Genomic DNA, 17,877 nt, shown 5'->3' on the forward strand with positions numbered 1-17,877 from the left:
CAACGCCCACTTCCGAATAATCCTCAAAAATCCCATGTCTATCACTCCTGACGCCCCCGACTGCTTTGCGCAGGGGCAAGGTTGCACATGGGTCAATTCTCAATGACAATTTCTGCTGTTGCCGGGTCAGTTCTCAGTGACAATCAACAGCAACCGCACAAGACGCGACGCATCAGGTCGAAATGCTGAACGTTGACCCGGATGACCGCCAACAGCGGATGCTGTTCAAGCCCGGCGTGCTGCGGGCGCAGCTTGGCGACACCGTTAAATTTGTGGCAAGCGACCGGGGTCACAACGCCCAATCCATAGACGGGATGACGCCGGACGGGGCAGAAGACTTCCGCGGACGAATCAACGAGGAAATCGAGATTACACTAAGCGCGGAAGGAACCTACGGCTATCTGTGCCAGCCGCACCAGACCATGGGTATGATTGGTTTCATCCTGGTCGGTGATTTTACCACGAACCTTGATGCGGTGCGCGAGGCTGCCGGGTCCCTGCGTGGGCGCGACACCTCACGCAGGGTCGCAGAATACCTGGCAGAGATTGACGCGATCGCAACCGACGAAGGGCTGGCCTGATTGCCCCTGCCATAAGCCGGGTGCCGGGGTGGTAAATAACCGCCTCGACACCCGGCACCACGCCCGACAAGAGTGTGTGCCCGTCTTGATGGCCTTTCGCCAAAGCCTTGCGAATGCTCGCGCACGCGGTTCAACGAAAGTTCAGCCAAGCTTGGCCAGCTTGCAGTTCAAACTGCCTGCATGGCTTTGAGCTGCAATCGACGGCGGTGCAGGACAGGTTCCGTGTAGCCGGAAGGCTGTTCGCAGCCTTCGAATACAAGATCGCAGGCCGCCTGAAATGCGACCCCGTCAAACCCTGGAGCCATCGGGCGATAGCTTGGGTCATCCGCGTTTTGCCGGTCGACAACCACGGCCATTTTCTGCATGGCCGCCATGACCTCGGCCTTGGTGACAACACCGTGATGCAGCCAATTGGCAATGTGCTGCGAACTGATCCGGCAGGTTGCGCGGTCTTCCATCAGGCCCACATCGTTGATGTCGGGCACTTTGGAACAGCCCACGCCTTGGTCCACCCAGCGCACGACATAGCCAAGAATGCCTTGGGCATTGTTTTCGACCTCTTTCGCGATCTGGTCTTTCGACCATTTCTGAAAATTGGCAATGGGAATATCCAGCAGCGTATCGACAAAAGCGCGGCGGCCACCCGCCTTCAGTTTGCGCTGCACCGCGAACACGTCGACCTTGTGGTAATGCAATGCATGTAGCGTCGCCGCCGTGGGTGACGGCACCCAGGCGCAATTCGCCCCGGATTTGGGATGCTCGATCTTTTGTTCCAACATGGCGGCCATCAGGTCTGGCATGGCCCACATGCCCTTGCCGATCTGCGCGCGGCCAGACAGCCCGCATTCCAAGCCGATATCGACATTCTGGTTCTCATACCCGCCAATCCAGGCCTTGCGCTTTATGAAATCCTTGCGGCTGAACGGGCCAGCTTCCATGCTGGTGTGGATTTCGTCGCCGGTGCGATCCAGAAAGCCCGTGTTGATGAACGCCACACGATGCTTGGCTGCGCGAATGCAGGCTTTCAGGTTCACCGATGTGCGGCGCTCTTCGTCCATCACTCCGATCTTGACCGTGTATTGCGGCAAGCCAAGGACAGCTTCCACCCGGTTGAATATATCATCCGCGAAGGCGACCTCCTCTGGCCCGTGCATCTTTGGTTTCACGATGTAGATCGAACCGTGCACCGAATTGCCGCTGTCGCGCTTCAGGTCATGCATGCCGATCATGGTGGTGATCATGGCATCCATCAACCCTTCGGGAATGTCATGGCCGTCAGCGTCCAGAATGGCGGGGTTGGTCATAAGGTGGCCCACATTGCGCACCCACATAAGCGCGCGGCCCTTCAGGGTCAGATCGCTGCCATCGGGCGCGGTATAGTGACGGTCTGCTGCCATCCGGCGCGTGACTGTCTTGCCACCCTTGTCAAAACCGATCGAAAGATCACCTTTCATCAGGCCCAGCCAATTGGAATAGGCCAGCACCTTATCCTCTGCATCAACACAGGCGACTGAATCTTCACAATCCATGATGGCGGACACGGCGCTTTCAATCTGCACATCGGCCAGCAGCGCCTGATCGCGGCACCCAATGAAATGCGCGCGATCAAAGATCAACTCGACATGCAGGCCATTGTTGCGCAGCAAGACCGCGTCAGGAGCCTTTGGGTTGCCCCGGTAGCCGACAAATTTGGACGGGTCGACCAACGGGCAGCCATCGACCAACAATGCACCATCCTGCACATGATACCGCCGGACATCCGCGTGGCTGGCCCCGACCAGCGGGAACGCTTCGTCCAGGAACACCCGCGCGCGTGCCACAACCCGCGCTCCATGCCCGCGATCATAAGCACCCTTGGGTGGTGTGGTGCCCATTGCATCGGTGCCATACAGGCAATCATACAGGCTGCCCCAACGCGCATTGACCGCGTTCAATGCGTAGCGCGCGTTCGTGATCGGAACGACAAGCTGAGGCCCGGGCGTAGAGGCGATCTCTGGATCGACATTGCTGGTTTCGATCTCGAAATCCGGGCCTTCTGGCACCAGATAGCCGATTTCTTGTAGAAATGCCTTATAGGCTCCATGATCATGCGGTTGATTGCGGTGCCGCACATGCCATGCGTCCAGTTGGCTTTGCAAATCCTGTCGCGTCGCAAGCAGGGCTTTGTTGGTTGGCGACATGTCGGCAACCAAGGTGGCAAAACCGGCCCAGAAGTCGTCGCTGGACACACCTGTGCCGGGCAGCGCTTCGGCATCTACAAATCTTGCCAGTTCCTCTGCTACTTGAAGGCCGTGCTTTTCAATACGTTGCACCATGTCGCGTTCCTTTGCTTTCATTCTGCACAGGCTTGTCAATGTGTATAGGTCGCCAGACTACTATCGCCATAGCGGCCTGTCGGCAACAGAATTGGTCAAACTATCTTACCAGTATTCGTTCCGCTTTTCATTCACCTGGCAACTCAGAGCGGGCAATTCTGTCAGCACGGGGATGGATATGCAGTGTTGCGCAAGTTTACGAGCGGTGACAACTGCTGCCTTGAACACCAGGCGCCGTAAGGTTTCATGGCCGCATTCCAAGAGGCGGTCGGACCAATTCATTTCTCCTTATTGAGGCCTTGCAGGCGTGAAGCCCAGAAAGTCTCTCCGTTCTAAGCTTGCCGAAACTTCGAAGGGTCATCGAGCCGCGCAATAAAATTTCACGCGACGACTGCGCCAACACCGGGAACGGCCATCAGCCGATGGGCGACACAATGCGTCTTGGCTTTCTTCTTCACATGAGGCGCATGACCATTGGGCTAGGGCCTCAATCCTGCGGCAGTTGGGTCTGGTTGATGAACGTTGCATTTTGACTTTTGCAGATGCCGCCCCTACTCTAATTCCTATATATTTTATTAATTTAGCTTGGAGATTTCGGATGACAGTCTGCCTTGGACCTGACGGCCTTGTGTGTCATCGTGCAACATCGGCGTCCATCGAAGATTTTGTTGTTTATGGTGAACGCTCGTCTGGCACAAATGTTACCAAAAAGGTGATACGCGACGTCTACGGTCTGCGGCCAACAAAAGCCTATGGTTGGAAACATGGTGCACCGTCCTTCCTGTCTGCAAGCAAACGAACGTTGTTCGTTGTATCCCTGCGAAATGCCCTTGACTGGTGCGTCAGCATGTATGCGAAACCTTACCATGCCTGCGACAGGCTCCGATCTCTCGACTTCGATGAATTCATACGTTCTCCGTGGTTGTCTGTGATGAACGCACCGCGCCCGCATGGGTTGGAGCGTGAGCTGCATCTTGACCAGGTTTTGCAACCAGACCGCCACCCCATAGAGGGCCGCCCCTACCAGACCATATTCGAGATGCGGACACTCAAAACCCGGAGTTGGCTCGGGTTGTTGAACCGCGGGGTCAATAGCGTGGTCATACGTCACGAAGCGTTTCAGCATGATCCGAAAGTTTGTGCCAAGCGTGTTGCAGAAGAATTTGACCTGTCGGCAAAACGCCCGTTCAAAAAGCCAGACTACATTTTCAAGATCAGACAAGAAATCGAGGCGCGGCGCGCACATGCGCAAGAACGGTTGCCACATAACATGGATTTTATACGGGCGCAGTTGGACCCCAAGCTGGAAAAAGCGATTGGCTACGATATCGCGGCCCTATGATCCCCCTTGCCAAAGCAAGGGCGCGTTTCAGGATGATCGGGGCGCGCGTGGGCCGGTTCCATGTGGCCTTTGCGCAGAACGCGCCCTGCACCGATAATTAAGCCTCTTGAGGGGTAAGCGCGGCCCGCAGCGAGTTCACACGTTAATCGCAGCGCGCGCTCATACCTCCGTCTACGACAAGCTCGGTAGCGGTGACGAACCTCGCCTCGTCCGATACCAAGAACAACGCAGCATTGGCCGTGTCGCGTCCGTCGCCCATCCAGCCCAGCGGGATGCGCTTGACCCGCGATGCCAGAAGCGCGTCGACATCCCCACCCATGCGTTGCTCGGCCAGCCGGGTTTCCACAAGCGGCGTGTGTAACTGTCCGGGGATTACGGTGTTCACGCGCACGCCTTTGGGCGCATATTCAACACCGACAACGCGGCTGAACTGGATCACGCCCGCCTTGGCCGCAGCATAGGCGCATTGCGCCGCACCCGTCCAACGCAGCCCGGAAACCGAGGCGATATTCACCACCGCACCGCGCCCCCGCTCTGCCATGATCGGCAAGACCGTTTGGCAGGTCAGGTAAACCGATGTCAGGTTGGAATCCACTTGTCTGCGCCACGTTTGCGCGTCCATCTCGGCGGGGCCACCGCGGGCAGAGCCGCCAACATTGTTCACAAGGATGTCTACCGTCCCAAAGCGGTCCATGCAGGCCGCGACCATGTCTTTGACCGATGCTTGGTCGGTGACGTCGCACAGATGGGTTTCGATTTCGCCGCCCAAGTCGCGGACGCGCGCCACCGTTTCCTCCATCGTGTCGGCGCGCAAATCGACAGCGAAGACCTTGGCGCCTTCCTCTGCGAAGCGGACCGCTATGGCGCGCCCATTCCCCCAGCCCGGCCCGACGCAGCCCGCGCCACACACAATGGCGATTTTTCCATCAAGCCGCCCCGTCATCACGATAGCTCCGGCGGGTTGCCGTCGGGCGCAGACACGCGGAAGACATTCAGCGTCATGGATATCAACGAATAATACCCCAATACACCCACCAGATCGACCAGCCTGTCGGACCCAAGAACCCGGACTGCCTCTGTATAAAGCGGGTCCGGGACGGCGCGGGTTTCAAGAATTGCAATCGCCACAGCGTGCACGATGCGCTCCTCGTCATCGGCGTAGGGTGGGGCGGCCCGCGTGCGGATCGCTTCCACCAGCTCCGGGGACAGGCCGGCTTTCAGCGCTTCTGGTTTATGCGCGAACCATTCGAATTCCGCCGACCAGTGGCGCGCCATTGTCAGGATTGCCAACTCGCTCAATCGCGGATCAAGCGACGTGTCATAGCGGCAGTAGCGCCCAAGCTCTTGTGCGCGGGCGGCCAATTCGGGGCGGTGTAGCCAGATCGCCAAAGGTCCGCGCACACCGCCCCGCGGGCCAGATGCGATGGCCTCATGGATCTCTTGCTGGCGCGGGGAATACTGCGTCGGGTCGGGCGGCCCAAGACGCTGCGGCGGTCGGTGTTGGTCTTGTGTCATCTGATCCTCTTTCTGCTTTTTAGGAGTATGACAATCTTTACGGCTGTCGAAACCAGATCAACGGTCGGGCTGCCCGAAGTGGTCGTCCGTTGCGACGGGCAGGTGTTTGGCGCAGGTTCGGGACGGCAACAAAAGTGGAACGACTTGCAATGACCGATGCTTTCATCTGCGATTACACGCGCACACCCATCGGGCGCTACGGTGGCGCCCTGTCTTCTGTCAGAGCCGATGACCTTGGTGCTGTGCCGATCCGGGCACTGATCGCGCGTCATGACATCGACTGGGCCGCGCTGGACGAGGTAATCCTTGGATGTGCCAACCAAGCGGGCGAAGATAACCGCAATGTTGCACGCATGTCGGCCCTTCTGGCTGGGCTGCCCGACACCGTGCCGGGCACCACCATCAACCGTCTTTGCGGGTCAGGCATGGACGCGGTGATGACCGCAGCCCGCGCCATTCGCGCCGGCGAGATGGACATGGTTCTGGCGGGTGGCGTCGAATCCATGTCGCGCGCGCCGTTTGTGATGCCAAAGGCCGAAACGCCCTTTTCGCGCAGCGCTGAAATCCATGACACAACGATAGGCTGGCGTTTCGTAAACCCGGTGCTAAAGGCGCAATACGGTGTGCACTCAATGCCCGAGACGGCTGAGAATGTTGCCGAGGATTTCGATATTTCGCGCGCGGATCAGGATGCCTTCGCGCTTCGCTCGCAGGCCCGCGCTGCGGTCGCGCTGCAAAGTGGCCGGATGGCGCAAGAAATCACACCTGTCAGCATTCCGCAGCGCCGGGGTGATCCGCGGATTGTGGACACAGACGAGCACCCCCGCCCGCACACCACCGCCGAAGCATTGGCGGCGCTGAAGGCACCATTTCGCGCAGGCGGATCTGTGACCGCAGGCAATGCCTCTGGCGTCAATGATGGCGCGGCGGCGCTGATTATCGCGTCAGAAAAGGCCGCGCTGCGCCATGGATTAACCCCCATCGCACGAATATTGGGCGGTGCGACGGCGGGTGTTCCGCCCCGCATCATGGGGATCGGTCCTGCGCCTGCGTCCGAAAAACTGATGGCGCGGCTTGGGCTTTGTGCCAGCGATTTTGACGTGATCGAATTGAACGAGGCCTTCGCCAGCCAAGGTCTTGCCACCCTGCGCCGACTTGGCGTCGCGGATGATGATGACCGGGTTAATCGCAACGGCGGCGCGATTGCGCTTGGCCACCCCTTGGGCATGTCGGGCGCGCGGCTGGCAGGCACCGCCGCGCTGGAACTTGCGGTGACAGGTGGGCGGCGCGCGCTGGCCACCATGTGTATTGGTGTGGGGCAAGGGATCGCCCTCGCGCTGGAGCGGGTCTGACAGGTCCGCCTCCAATCAAGCCTTACTTAAAGTTATGCAATCACCACATCCCCTCACTTTTCGCAGCCCAAGCTTTGCCGCGATAATGCAGGTGCAGCGGGCGGACACCTTTGGACGCCCGCGACAATAAAGGAGCAGATCACGTGATATCCGGGCTTTCCCCTGAACAGACAGAACTGGCCCATGCCGTGCGGCGCTTTGCCGAAGGTGAACTGGCAGAGGGCGCTTTGGCGCGTGCCCATTCGCGCGAATATCCGTGGGACATTGCGGCGAAATTGTCGGACATGGGGATGCTTGGCATCACGATGCGGTCCGAAGACGGTGGCCTTGGTGGAACGTTGATGGATGCGGTCATTACGATTCAGGAACTGGCAATGGTCTGCCCTAAAAGCGCGGATATTGCGCAGGCGGGAAATTTCGGGCCAATCAGAACCTTTGTGGAATTCGCCTCGGAGGAGCAAAAGGACCGCTGGCTGCCCGATCTTCTGTCCGGGAAAAAGCTGATCTCGTTGGGAATGAGCGAACCGGATGCCGGTTCTGCGGTGACAGAGTTACAGACCAGCGCGCGCGAAGACGGCACGGATTACGTTCTGAACGGGTCTAAGGTGTTTTCCACCCATAGCCCTCATGCGGACCTGTTTTTGATTTATGTGCGGTTCGGGCCGGGGCTGGACGGGATCGGTTCGGTGCTTGTGGAGCGTGGCACACCGGGGTTCACTGTCGGGCAGCCAACACCATTCATGAGCGGGGAAGAATGGTGTCCGCTGTATTTCCAGGATTGTCGCATCCCCGCCGCGAATGTTCTGCTTGGCCCCAGCGGTTTCAAGAAACAGATTTCTGGCTTCAACGTCGAACGCATCGGCAATGCATCTCGGGCGCTGGCCCTTGGTCGGCACGCCTATGAGGTGGCGCGGCAACATGTGACCGAACGCACGCAATTCGGCCGCCCCTTATGCGAGTTTCAAGGACTGCAATGGAGTTTTGCCGAAATGATCGTGAAGCTGGAAGGCGCGCAGACCTTGTTGTATCGCGCGGCCTCTCAGGCTGATGAAAGCGGGCTTCCTACCGCTTTCGACACAGCTGTCGCCAAACTGGCCTGCAACGAAGCAGGGTTCGAGGTCGCCAATGCCGCGATGCAGGCGATGGGTGCTTATGGCTATTCGACCGAAAGCCTTGTGGAATACTGCGTCAAGCGCACGCGCGGCTGGCAGATCGCGGGGGGGTCCATCGAAATGCTCAAGAACCGCATTGCTGAGCAGGTCTTTGAGCGCCGTTTCAGCCAGCGACCTTCGTGATGGGTGGCAGCAATTGGCAAAAGGCGCTGCTGCATCCGGACAGCGTTGCTTTGGTGGGGGTCTCTGATGATCCCGCAAAGACCTCGGGTCGCCCGCTAAAATTTCTGCGCGCGGCTGGCTTTGCAGGTGATATCTTCGCCGTAAACCCCACGCGGGCCACGGTGCAGGGCGAAACAGCTTATGCGACCCTTTCGGACCTGCCGCATGTGCCGGATCATGCTTTCATCCTGACCGGCGCGGATCGCGCGCTGGACGCGCTGGAAGAATGTGAGGCGTTGGGGGTTCCGGTCGCAACCGTCCTGGCGACAGGCTTTGCCGAGGCCGGCGCCACAGGCAATGCCAACCTTGCACGCATCGATGCCTTGATCGCGCGCGGAAAGCTACGCGTTCTGGGGCCATCCTCTATCGGGTTGGCCAACCTGCGTCATGGCATGACACTGACCGCGAACGCGGCCTTTGCCGAACCCGAACTGCCGAAGGGGGGGCTCTTTGTGGCCTCGCATAGCGGCAGTCTGATCGGCGCACTGATGTCGCGCGGCAAACGCAAGGGACTTGGCTTCGCCGGGCTTGTCTCTGTCGGCGGAGAGCGCGACCTGTCCATCGGGGATGTCTGCATGGCGGCGCTGGACGACCCCAATGTAACGGGGTTTTTGCTGTTTCTGGAACATATGGGCCACGCGGACAGGTTACGAGCCTTTGCCCAAGAGGCTGCACGCCGGGGCAAACCCGTCGCCGCCTTCAAACTGGGAAGATCCGAGGAAGCGGCTGAGCTTGCGCAGTCGCACACGGGGTCACTTGCCGGGGCGGATGAGGTTGCGGACGAATTCCTGCGCGCCTGCGGTATTGCGCGGGTCACGGCCTTCGAAGCGCTTCTGGAGGTCGCGCCATTGCTGCGTCGGGTCGCGCCGGTAACGACCCCGCGTCGGGGGCGCGTCGGTGTTGTAACGACAACAGGCGGCGGGGCCGCGATGGCGGTCGATCAGCTTGCGGTTCACGGCGTCGAAATCACCGCACCGTCTATCGAAACACGCGCGCGGCTTGCCGATCTGGGCATTGATGCAGGCGACACGCGCATCCTTGACCTGACATTGGCAGGCACGCGCTATGATGTCATGCGGGGCGCGATAGAGGTGTTGCGCGCTGCCCCCGAGTTTGACCTGGTGCTGGTCTGCGTTGGTTCTTCGGCCAGGTTCAATCCTGACCTTGCGGTTCAGCCGGCGCTTGATCTGATCGACCTGCCCGGCCACCCGTTCGCGGTCTTTCTGGTGCCCGATGCACCCGGCGCGGTTCAGCGGCTGGCGCGCGCGGATGTGCCGGTGTTCGAAGACCCTGAAACCTGCGCGGATGCCGTGGCTGCGGCGCTTCACCGTCTTGTCCCGAACCTGCCCGCGTCTGTTATGCGCTGCGCCGATGGTTCTGCGCGGTATCTGGACGAGGCAGAGGCCTATCAACGGCTGCGTGATGTGCCGGTGGCAGATTGGCTTGCTATGGATGTTACCGCGCCGCTGCCTGACCTGTCGTTTCCGTATCCGGTCGTGGCCAAGGTTCTGGACGTGGCGATCTTGCACAAAAGCGATGCGGGTGGTGTGGTTATCGGGATAGATGGCCCCGACGCATTGGCGCAAGCGGTCACTGAAATTTGCGAGAACGTGCCGCGCGAATTGGACGGGCGTCAGGTCACGCGCGTGTTGGTTCAGCAGATGCGCAAGGGTGTGGGCGAAGTCCTGATCGGGATGCGCCATGACCCGGATGTGGGTCCGATTGTCGTGTTGGCTGCGGGCGGCGTTTTCACAGAGATTTATCGCGACGTTGTGATGCGCCTTGCGCCGGTCGACCTGGACACGGCTAGGCACATGGTCGACTCGCTGAAGCTGACGCAGATCCTTGACGGCGCGCGAGGACATCCGAAAGGTGATCTGGAGGCGTTGGCGCAAGCGGTTGTTGCCGTGTCGAAATTCGCACTCGATCACGATATCATCGAGGCAGAGATCAACCCGGTGATCGTCCTGCCGCGTGGGCACGGTGTGGTCGCAGTAGACGCGCTAATTTCCACGAGAGCGGGATGACGGGACAGGTCTTCGTTCAAAGGGACGATCATATCGCGGTGCTGGTTATCAGTAATCCGCCAGTGAATGCAGGGTCGCATCATATCCGCAAGGCGCTTTTGGCGGCAATCGCCGAAGTTGAAGCCAACCCGCGACTGACCGGCGCGGTGCTGATTGGGGATGGTAACAGCTTTATTGCCGGGTCGGATCTGAAGGAGTTCGATCTTCGTCTTGATCCGCCGCAGACCCCGCAGGTGATCGCGGCACTGGAATCTACCACCAAACCTTTCGTGGCGGCGCTGCATGGCGCCGCGCTGGGCGGTGGATATGAAATTGCGCTTGGCTGTGATGCCCGGATCGCGGCCCCCGGCACGGTGGTCGGCCTGCCAGAGGTGACGCTTGGGATCATTCCCGGCGCGGGCGGCGCGCAAAAACTGCCCCGGCTGGTCGGTAAACCCAAGGCGCTGCGGCATATCTTTTTTGCAGAACGCGCCGCCGCGCGGGGCAACCCGGATCGCAGCGCGAAACCGGTCAATGTCGCGCAGTTGGGTGTTGTTGGCAGCGGCACCATGGGTGCAGGGATCGCAACGGCGATCTTGCAATCCGGCAAGCCGGTGATCCTGATCGACACCAATGCAGATGCGTTGGAAAAAGGCTGCCGCCGAATAGTTCAGGCGCTTGAAAGGGCTGTAACGCGCGGCAAGATGACGGCAGAAGCCGCTGGTCAGGCGCAGGCCCGGTTGACCAGCGCAACCAATCTTGAAGCGCTTGCGCCTTGCGATGTGGTGATCGAAGCGGTCTTTGAAGACCTGGACTTGAAGGCGGATCTTTTTGGTCGTCTTGATGCCATTTTAGGGTCTGACGCAATCCTTGCCAGCAACACCTCCTATCTGGATATTGATGCGATGGCAGCGGCCACCACTCGACCGGACCGGGTGATTGGCCTTCATTTCTTTAGTCCTGCCCATGTCATGAAACTGCTCGAAGTTGTGCGCGGCAACGCCAGCAGCGACAGCGCTATGGCCACGGGCTTTGCGCTGGCCCGTATGTTGGGCAAGCAGCCTGTCGAAGCGGCCAATGCGTTTGGCTTCATTGGCAACCGGATTTATGCGGCCTATCGCGCGGCCTGCGAATTCATGCTGGAAGATGGCGCATTTCCACATGAAATTGATGCGGCCCTTGAAGCGTTTGGCTTTGCGATGGGGCCATGTGCCGTGGCCGATATGTCCGGGCTGGATATTGCGTGGCATATGCGTCGTCAGACGGCGGCGCAGCGGTCTGATGCTGACCGCTATGTGGACATCCCCGACCGGCTTTGCGAGGCGGGACGTTTCGGCCAAAAGACCGGTGCGGGCTATTATCGCTATGATGATGGCACCAAGGCGCGCGACCCGTGGGTCGAGGATCTGATCCGTGCTGTCTCTCAGGAAAAAGGTATCATGCGGACACCGTTTTCGGCACAGGATATCCAGACGCGCGCTTTGGCCGCTATTGTGAACGAAGCGGCGTTGGTCGTTGCCGAAGGTGTCGCCATCAGGCCAGAGGATATCGACGTTGTGCTGGTCAACGGCTTTGGCTTTCCGCGCTGGCGGGGTGGTCCCGTTCATTGGGCGCGGCAGCAAGATGCGGATGCGCTGAGTGCAGCCTGCGCCGCGTTCGCTGTGGCAGCAGGACCGGGGCGCAAAACCGGCGATTTCAGAGTTCTGGAACTTGACGCAAAGGACAAGGCATGACCGAAGCTGCAACCGCGCTGGAGGCGCTTTGGGCGCCCGAAAGCGTTGCCGTGGTGGGCGCGTCAGCGGACCCGGCCAAAACCGGCGGACGTCCGATGAACTACCTTCTGAAGCATGGGTATTCCGGGCGCATCTACCCGATCAACCCACGGGCCGAAACGATTGAGGGGCACCGCTGCTACACTTCGATTGCGGAGCTGCCCGAAGCGCCGGATGCAGCAATTGTTTTGCTGGGCGCAGATCGTGCTGAAGCTGCGGTGCGCGATCTTGCTGCGAAAGGCTGCAAGGTCGCCATCGTTCTGGCCAGTGGTTATAGCGAAAGCGGCGCTGACGGGTTGGCACGCCAGCAGGCCCTGCGTGATGCTGCGGGCAATATGCGTTTGCTTGGGCCTAATACGATCGGCGCTATGGATCTGACGCGCGGGATCGTCTTGTCGGCCAGTGGCGCACTGGAACTGAAAGATGTGCCGCGGGGCGGTATCTCTGTTGCGTCGCAAAGCGGTGGCATCCTTGGGGCGATTCTGTCGCGCGGGGCTGCGCGGGGCGTGGGGTTTTGCAAACTTGCCTCCACCGGGAATGAGGCCGATCTGGATCTTGCCGACCTGATCGACGCCTATGCGCGCGACCCGGACACGACGGTTATCGCAGCCTATATCGAAGGCATACGGTCCGTTGGAAAATTCCGTGCGGCTGCGCTTCAGGCGCGGGATGCGGGCAAGCCGCTTGTCGTCTACAAAGTTGGCCGTTCGAGTGCGGGTGCCCGTGCCGCGGTTTCGCATACTGGCGCTCTGGCGGGTGAAGACCGGGCCTATGACGCTTTGTTCCGGCAGGTTGGGGCCATACGCGCGCAAAGTTTCAACGATCTTCTTGACCTGCCTGCAATGCTCGCATCCGGGCGCAAAATGCAGGGCAATAACGTCGCGATCCTGACCTCTACGGGTGGCGCTGGCAGCCTTGTGGCCGACAGTTGCGGGATGCTTGGCCTGAACCTTCCCGATTTGGAGCCCCCGACGGGCCGTATTTTGGCCGATCTTCTTGGGCAATCCGAACCGATGACGAGCAACCCGGTAGATGTTACTCTGGCGGGCGTCGAACCGGCTATCATGACGGCCGCGACAAAGGCGCTTTTGGCTTCTGACAACGTCGATGGGGTAGTGGTCGTGGTTGGATCATCGGCGCTGGCCCGCCCGGATGTCACGGTTGGGGCCATCCTTGAAGGCGCAGCAAGCAGCGACAAGCCGCTGATCGCTTATGTCAGTCCGCATGCCCCGCATCTGGTTGATCTTTTGAACCGCAAAGGCGTGCCGGCCTTTGCGGCGCCGGAAACCTGCGCAACGGTGCTTGGGGCCGTGCGCGAAGCACCGCCTGTGGCTGATCTTCTGACAACAGAGGCGGCGGTGGCCCTGCCCAACCTGCGCGGTTCGCTGAACGAGGTAGAGGCGCTTGGTCTGTTCGATCTGTTCGGGGTATCCGGCCCTGAAACGCGCATTGTGACGACCGTGACAGACGCGCAAGACGCCGCGAGGGCGCTGAACGGCCCGGTGGTGCTGAAAGTCTTGTCGCGGCAGATTGCGCATAAATCTGATATTGGCGGTGTGCGGCTGGGTCTTGACCCCGACAGTATCGGGGCAGCGATGGACGAGATGGCCAAAGGGCTGGCGTCCAGCGATCTGCCAGAGCCAGAAGGCTATCTTGTCCAAGAGATGATCGGTGGCGGGATCGAGATGATCCTTGGCCTGCGTCGCGACCCTCAGCTTGGGCTTATGATCTTGCTGGGTGCAGGTGGCGTGCAGGCTGAACTGCTGGGAGATAGCAGCCTGCGGCTTTTGCCGCTTCGCCAGGGCGAAGCCCGCGAAATGGTCGCGGAGTTACGGATCATGCCCTTGCTGCAAGGCTATCGAGGCGCGCCACCCCATGACATTGATGCGTTGGTTGCCGCCATCGAAGGCTTCGCCCGCATGGGGCATGCTCTTGCCGACAGGTTGCTTGAAGCCGAGGTCAATCCTCTTTTTGTCCGCAAGAAGACCGAAGGCGTAATCGCCGCCGACGGTTTGGCAGTTCTGACAGACTAAGCGCGTCTAGCCTGTTGACCGTGTGATCCGCCAGACACCTTGCGCAGAGATCACGGGCATATCGCCGATAAAGGCAGTGCCCGTGACGAACACCAATCGGGTCGTCGCCTTTGTGATCTGCGGGGCAATCTGCACAAGATCGCCTATTTTGGCTGGCGTCAGGAATTGATGCGTCAGGCTGACCGTCGTGCCGCGTGGCGCACCGGTCGCAATGCGCGTTGTATGACCAAAGGCGCGGTCGATGAAGGTCATCAACATGCCGCCATGGATAACGCCGTTTCGGTTGGCATGAAAGTTTTGTGCCACAAAGGCAAATTCGGGTTTGCCGCCGATCTCGCGCCGCCATAAACCCCCGACATGCCCAATGAACCCGTCATCGGGATCAAGGGTCCATGTGCCGTCCGTCAAATCGGTTTCCATGCATGATGTGTGCACCCTGATCCACGCCATGACAAGCTAACCAGACAGAGCAAAGAGCCCAACCATTTGTTATGCTCGCCAGCGTTTTTAACTGTTGTTCGATAGCGGCGATGCCAAGAAGATTGCCCGATAAGGTAAAGCGCCTGACCACGGGGAGGGGACAGTGCTAGATCGCGACTACCGTGACATCGTAACCGGTTTGGCTTTGGCAGGGTTTGGTGGTGCAGCCGCCCTTTACTCTCTTGCCAACTATTCGCTGGGCAGCGTCAGCCGGATGGGGCCGGGTATGGTCCCGACAGCGCTTGGCGCCGCTTTGGTCGTCTTCGGGATTGTGATTGCAATCCCCGCCTTGTCGCGGCGCGGTTCGGGCGTGCATGTGCGGTTCCGGGTCGTGCTGGTGCTTGCAGCCAGTATCATCAGCTTTTCGCTGATGATCGATAGCGTTGGTCTGGTTCCGTCGGTCTTTGTAACAACGGTCATTGCAACCTTCGCAGAACGCAACGTCAAACTGTTGGGCGCTGTGGTCCTGGCCGCAACGCTAAGCCTGATTACGTGGGCGATCTTCATTGCAGGGCTTCGCTTGCCTCTGGCCTCTTTCGATTGGCCGTTTTGATGGATCTTCTCGCCAACCTCGCTCTTGGACTTGATGCTGCCCTGACGCCGACAAACCTGTTTTACTGCTTCGCCGGCGTGTTTTTGGGTACGTTCGTGGGTGTTATTCCCGGTATCGGGCCGCTTGCTGCGATCTCGATGCTGTTTCCGATCACCTTCTATCTTGATCCGACAGCGGCCCTGATCATGCTGGCCGGCATCTACTACGGCACGACCTATGGTGGGTCCACCGCGTCGATCCTTCTGAACATACCGGGTGCGACCTCTTCGGCAGTAACCTGCCTTGACGGGTATCCAATGGCGCAACAGGGTCGGGCGGGTGTCGCGCTGTTTATGACGACCATCGCCTCTTTCGTGGGGGGCTCCATCGGGATCGTTGTCTTAAGCCTGTTTTCCCCGATCATAGCGGAATACGCGTTAAGCTTTGGGCCTGCGGAATATTTCGCGCTTATGGCGCTGGGGCTTGTAGCGGCCTCGACAATTACGAATGCGTCGCCTGCCAAGGGCCTTTCCATGGTTATTCTTGGTATGCTGATTGCAACGGTCGGCACCGACAGCCAATCTGGAACGGCGCGCTTCACTTTCGGGTCGATGAGCGTTCTGGACGGGTTCGGCATTAGTGCGATGGCCATGGGCCTGTTCGGGATTGGTGAAATCCTTAGCTCTGTCGGGGCTAAGCGGAGCAACAAGATTGACCGCGAAAGCACGCGCTTTCGCAAGATGGTGCCAACGCGCGATGACATACGCCGGTCGTGGATTCCGGGTCTGCGCGGGTCGGCTATCGGGTCGTTTTTTGGGGCGCTGCCGGGAACCGGACCGTCGATTGCGTCCTTCATGGCCTATGCTGTCGAAAAGCGCGCATCGGACACGCCGGAACGGTTTGGCACAGGTGCGATCGAGGGCGTTGTCGCGCCAGAGACCGCCAACAACGCCGCCGACCAGACAGCATTCATCCCGACACTGACCCTTGGCATTCCGGGCAGTGCGACCATGGCCCTGATGCTGGGCGCACTTATGGTGCATGGCATCCAGCCCGGACCGACGCTGATCGTAGAGCAACCTTCGTTGTTCTGGGGTCTGGTCATGAGCTTCTGGATCGGCAACCTGATCCTGCTGGTGCTGAACCTGCCATTGATCGGTCTTTGGGTCCGTATGCTGCTGGTGCCCTATCATTACCTATATCCCGCGATCGTTGTGTTCGTGTGCATCGGGGCCTACAGCGTGCGCGCCAACCCGGCCGATGTCATCATGGTTCTGGGGTTTGGTGTGCTTGGATATGCGCTGCGCCTTGGCAATCTGCCTGCCGCACCGCTTTTGCTGGGCTTCGTCCTTGGCCCGCTGATAGAGACGCAGTTCCGCCGTTCAATGGTTCTGGCGCGCGGTGATTTCACCGCGATCCTTGAACGCCCGATGGCGGGCAGTGTGCTGGCTCTGACGGCAGTTTTGCTCATCTGGACGCTTGTGTCCGCGATCCTGCGGCGCAGGCGCAGGCTGGCCGAAGCAACCGACGCCTAAGGCAACAAGACGGGCGCGTGGGCGTTGGTTCGCCCGCGCAGTGGCCGCCCTAAAGGCCGCATCAAGCCGCCCTAGCGCGGGAAATGACGGAGGAGGAGAAGACCATGAAAACGATCATTTGCGCTGCACTTGGCGCGACACTTAGCATGACGGCCGCTTGGGCGCAGGAGGATTTCCCAAGCAAGCCGGTCACGATCATTGTGCCTTATGGCACCGGCGGGTCCACAGATACGACAGCACGCGCCATCGCAATCGAGCTGGAAAAGATCTGGGAGCAGCCGATTGTCATTCAGAACCAGCCTGGCGCCGGTTCGATGATCGGCACAACCGCCATGACGCAGGCGGACCCCGATGGGCACACCTTGCTGATCAACACGGCCGCGATTTCAACGGCCCCTGCCATACAGGGCGATCTGCAATACGATCCCGAAGAGGATGTCACACCCATCTCTTTGTTGGTCACAAGCCCCTATGTTCTGGTGGGCGGCGCCAATGTGCAATCCACCGACTTCAGCGGCTTCCTGCAAGAGGCTCAGGAACGGCCGATGTTCCTGGGCACCGCCGGCCCAGGCAGCTCCAGCCATTTCATGTCTGAACTGCTTATCAGTGCGGCAGACCTGCCTGCGGACGTGATCCACTTTTCGGGTGGTGGCGAAGCGCAGACGAACCTGATGGGCGGCCATTCTGACACCTACATCTCCACGACCGCAAGCGTTATGCCTTACGTCAATGACGGACGGGTCAAGGCGTTGGCGGTTCTGGCACCTGAACGCTTCGCGCTTTTGCCCGACATCCAGTCGAGCGGCGAGGCAGGCATTTCGGGTGTCGAGATTGACGGCTGGGTCGCATTGTTTGGCCCGGGCGGCATGGACCCGGCTTTGGCTGAACAGATCAACGCAGATTTTGCCAAAGCGATGGCGACAGACTCGATGCAAGAAATGCTGGAACGGAACTATGCTGTCGCGGGTGATCTAAGCCCGTCGGAGTTCCGCACAATCTACCTGCGCGACATGCAGACCTGGCAGGACTTGGCCGAGGCGCGCGGCATCGGGCAATAATCCCAAGCTGAAGACAACTTGG

The 17,877-nt window shown here is 59.9% G+C and carries 14 protein-coding genes; 10 read left to right on the plus strand and 4 right to left on the minus strand.

Going from position 1 to position 17,877, the window contains the following annotated elements; all coding sequences use genetic code 11:
- Positions 1 to 182 precede the first annotated feature (182 nt).
- Positions 183 to 581 (plus strand): pseudoazurin, encoded by a 399-nt coding sequence (locus tag M3N55_RS14440; RefSeq protein WP_249060332.1) that lies wholly within the window; start codon positions 183 to 185, stop codon positions 579 to 581.
- 167 nt (positions 582 to 748) lie between these two features.
- On the opposite strand, the gene M3N55_RS14445 is transcribed toward M3N55_RS14440, so the two are convergent.
- A complete protein-coding gene (locus M3N55_RS14445) occupies positions 749 to 2,896 on the minus strand; it encodes a malate synthase G (RefSeq protein ID WP_249060335.1) in 2,148 nt (715 codons plus the stop codon).
- 598 nt (positions 2,897 to 3,494) lie between these two features.
- On the opposite strand from M3N55_RS14445, the gene M3N55_RS14450 reads away from it, so the two are divergent.
- Positions 3,495 to 4,238 (plus strand): hypothetical protein, encoded by a 744-nt coding sequence (locus M3N55_RS14450; RefSeq protein WP_249060337.1) that lies wholly within the window; start codon positions 3,495 to 3,497, stop codon positions 4,236 to 4,238.
- A 142-nt stretch (positions 4,239 to 4,380) separates the two neighbouring features.
- Here M3N55_RS14450 and M3N55_RS14455 read toward each other — a convergent pair whose 3' ends face one another.
- Together M3N55_RS14455 and M3N55_RS14460 are read right to left on the minus strand one after the other, a co-directional pair.
- The gene (locus tag M3N55_RS14455) at positions 4,381 to 5,181 is read right to left on the minus strand and encodes an SDR family NAD(P)-dependent oxidoreductase (protein WP_249060338.1); all 801 of its coding nucleotides are present in this window, start codon (positions 5,179 to 5,181) and stop codon (positions 4,381 to 4,383) included.
- On the minus strand, positions 5,181 to 5,753 hold the full coding sequence (locus M3N55_RS14460) for a carboxymuconolactone decarboxylase family protein (protein ID WP_249060340.1): 573 nt from the start codon (positions 5,751 to 5,753) through the stop codon (positions 5,181 to 5,183). The genes M3N55_RS14455 and M3N55_RS14460 overlap by 1 nt, the downstream gene beginning before the upstream one ends.
- Before the next feature lie 149 nt (positions 5,754 to 5,902).
- Here M3N55_RS14460 and pcaF point away from each other — a divergent pair, with 149 nt between their 5' ends.
- From pcaF to M3N55_RS14485, 5 genes are all read left to right on the plus strand, one after another.
- On the plus strand, positions 5,903 to 7,105 hold the full coding sequence (gene pcaF, locus M3N55_RS14465) for a 3-oxoadipyl-CoA thiolase (RefSeq protein ID WP_249060342.1): 1,203 nt from the start codon (positions 5,903 to 5,905) through the stop codon (positions 7,103 to 7,105).
- A 143-nt stretch (positions 7,106 to 7,248) separates the two neighbouring features.
- Positions 7,249 to 8,400 carry an acyl-CoA dehydrogenase family protein gene (locus tag M3N55_RS14470; RefSeq protein WP_249060344.1) on the plus strand — a complete coding sequence of 384 codons (1,152 nt, stop codon included), beginning with the start codon at positions 7,249 to 7,251 and terminating at the stop codon, positions 8,398 to 8,400.
- Positions 8,400 to 10,466: an acetate--CoA ligase family protein gene (locus M3N55_RS14475; RefSeq protein WP_249060345.1), complete on the plus strand. Its 2,067-nt coding sequence runs from the start codon at positions 8,400 to 8,402 to the stop codon at positions 10,464 to 10,466. Before M3N55_RS14470 ends, M3N55_RS14475 begins: the two co-directional genes overlap by 1 nt.
- Positions 10,463 to 12,178 carry a 3-hydroxyacyl-CoA dehydrogenase NAD-binding domain-containing protein gene (locus M3N55_RS14480; protein ID WP_249060348.1) on the plus strand — a complete coding sequence of 572 codons (1,716 nt, stop codon included), beginning with the start codon at positions 10,463 to 10,465 and terminating at the stop codon, positions 12,176 to 12,178. The genes M3N55_RS14475 and M3N55_RS14480 overlap by 4 nt, the downstream gene beginning before the upstream one ends.
- A complete protein-coding gene (locus tag M3N55_RS14485) occupies positions 12,175 to 14,250 on the plus strand; it encodes an acetate--CoA ligase family protein (protein ID WP_249060351.1) in 2,076 nt (691 codons plus the stop codon). Before M3N55_RS14480 ends, M3N55_RS14485 begins: the two co-directional genes overlap by 4 nt.
- A gap of 6 nt (positions 14,251 to 14,256) precedes the next feature.
- Here M3N55_RS14485 and M3N55_RS14490 read toward each other — a convergent pair whose 3' ends face one another.
- Complete coding sequence (locus M3N55_RS14490) at positions 14,257 to 14,670, minus strand: PaaI family thioesterase (RefSeq protein ID WP_249060353.1); 414 nt, start codon at positions 14,668 to 14,670, stop codon at positions 14,257 to 14,259.
- 163 nt (positions 14,671 to 14,833) lie between these two features.
- On the opposite strand from M3N55_RS14490, the gene M3N55_RS14495 reads away from it, so the two are divergent.
- From M3N55_RS14495 to M3N55_RS14505, 3 genes are all read left to right on the plus strand, one after another.
- Positions 14,834 to 15,283, plus strand: a complete 450-nt coding sequence (locus M3N55_RS14495; protein ID WP_249060354.1) for a tripartite tricarboxylate transporter TctB family protein — start codon at positions 14,834 to 14,836, stop codon at positions 15,281 to 15,283.
- Entirely contained in the window at positions 15,283 to 16,797 is a 1,515-nt protein-coding gene (locus tag M3N55_RS14500; protein WP_249060357.1) for a tripartite tricarboxylate transporter permease, read from the plus strand. The genes M3N55_RS14495 and M3N55_RS14500 overlap by 1 nt, the downstream gene beginning before the upstream one ends.
- A 104-nt stretch (positions 16,798 to 16,901) precedes the next feature.
- Positions 16,902 to 17,855, plus strand: a complete 954-nt coding sequence (locus M3N55_RS14505; RefSeq protein ID WP_249060360.1) for a Bug family tripartite tricarboxylate transporter substrate binding protein — start codon at positions 16,902 to 16,904, stop codon at positions 17,853 to 17,855.
- The last annotated feature ends 22 nt before the right edge of the window (positions 17,856 to 17,877 follow it).

Origin of the sequence: Roseinatronobacter domitianus (assembly GCF_023336755.1) — a bacterium.
Lineage (GTDB): Bacteria > Pseudomonadota > Alphaproteobacteria > Rhodobacterales > Rhodobacteraceae > Roseinatronobacter > Roseinatronobacter domitianus.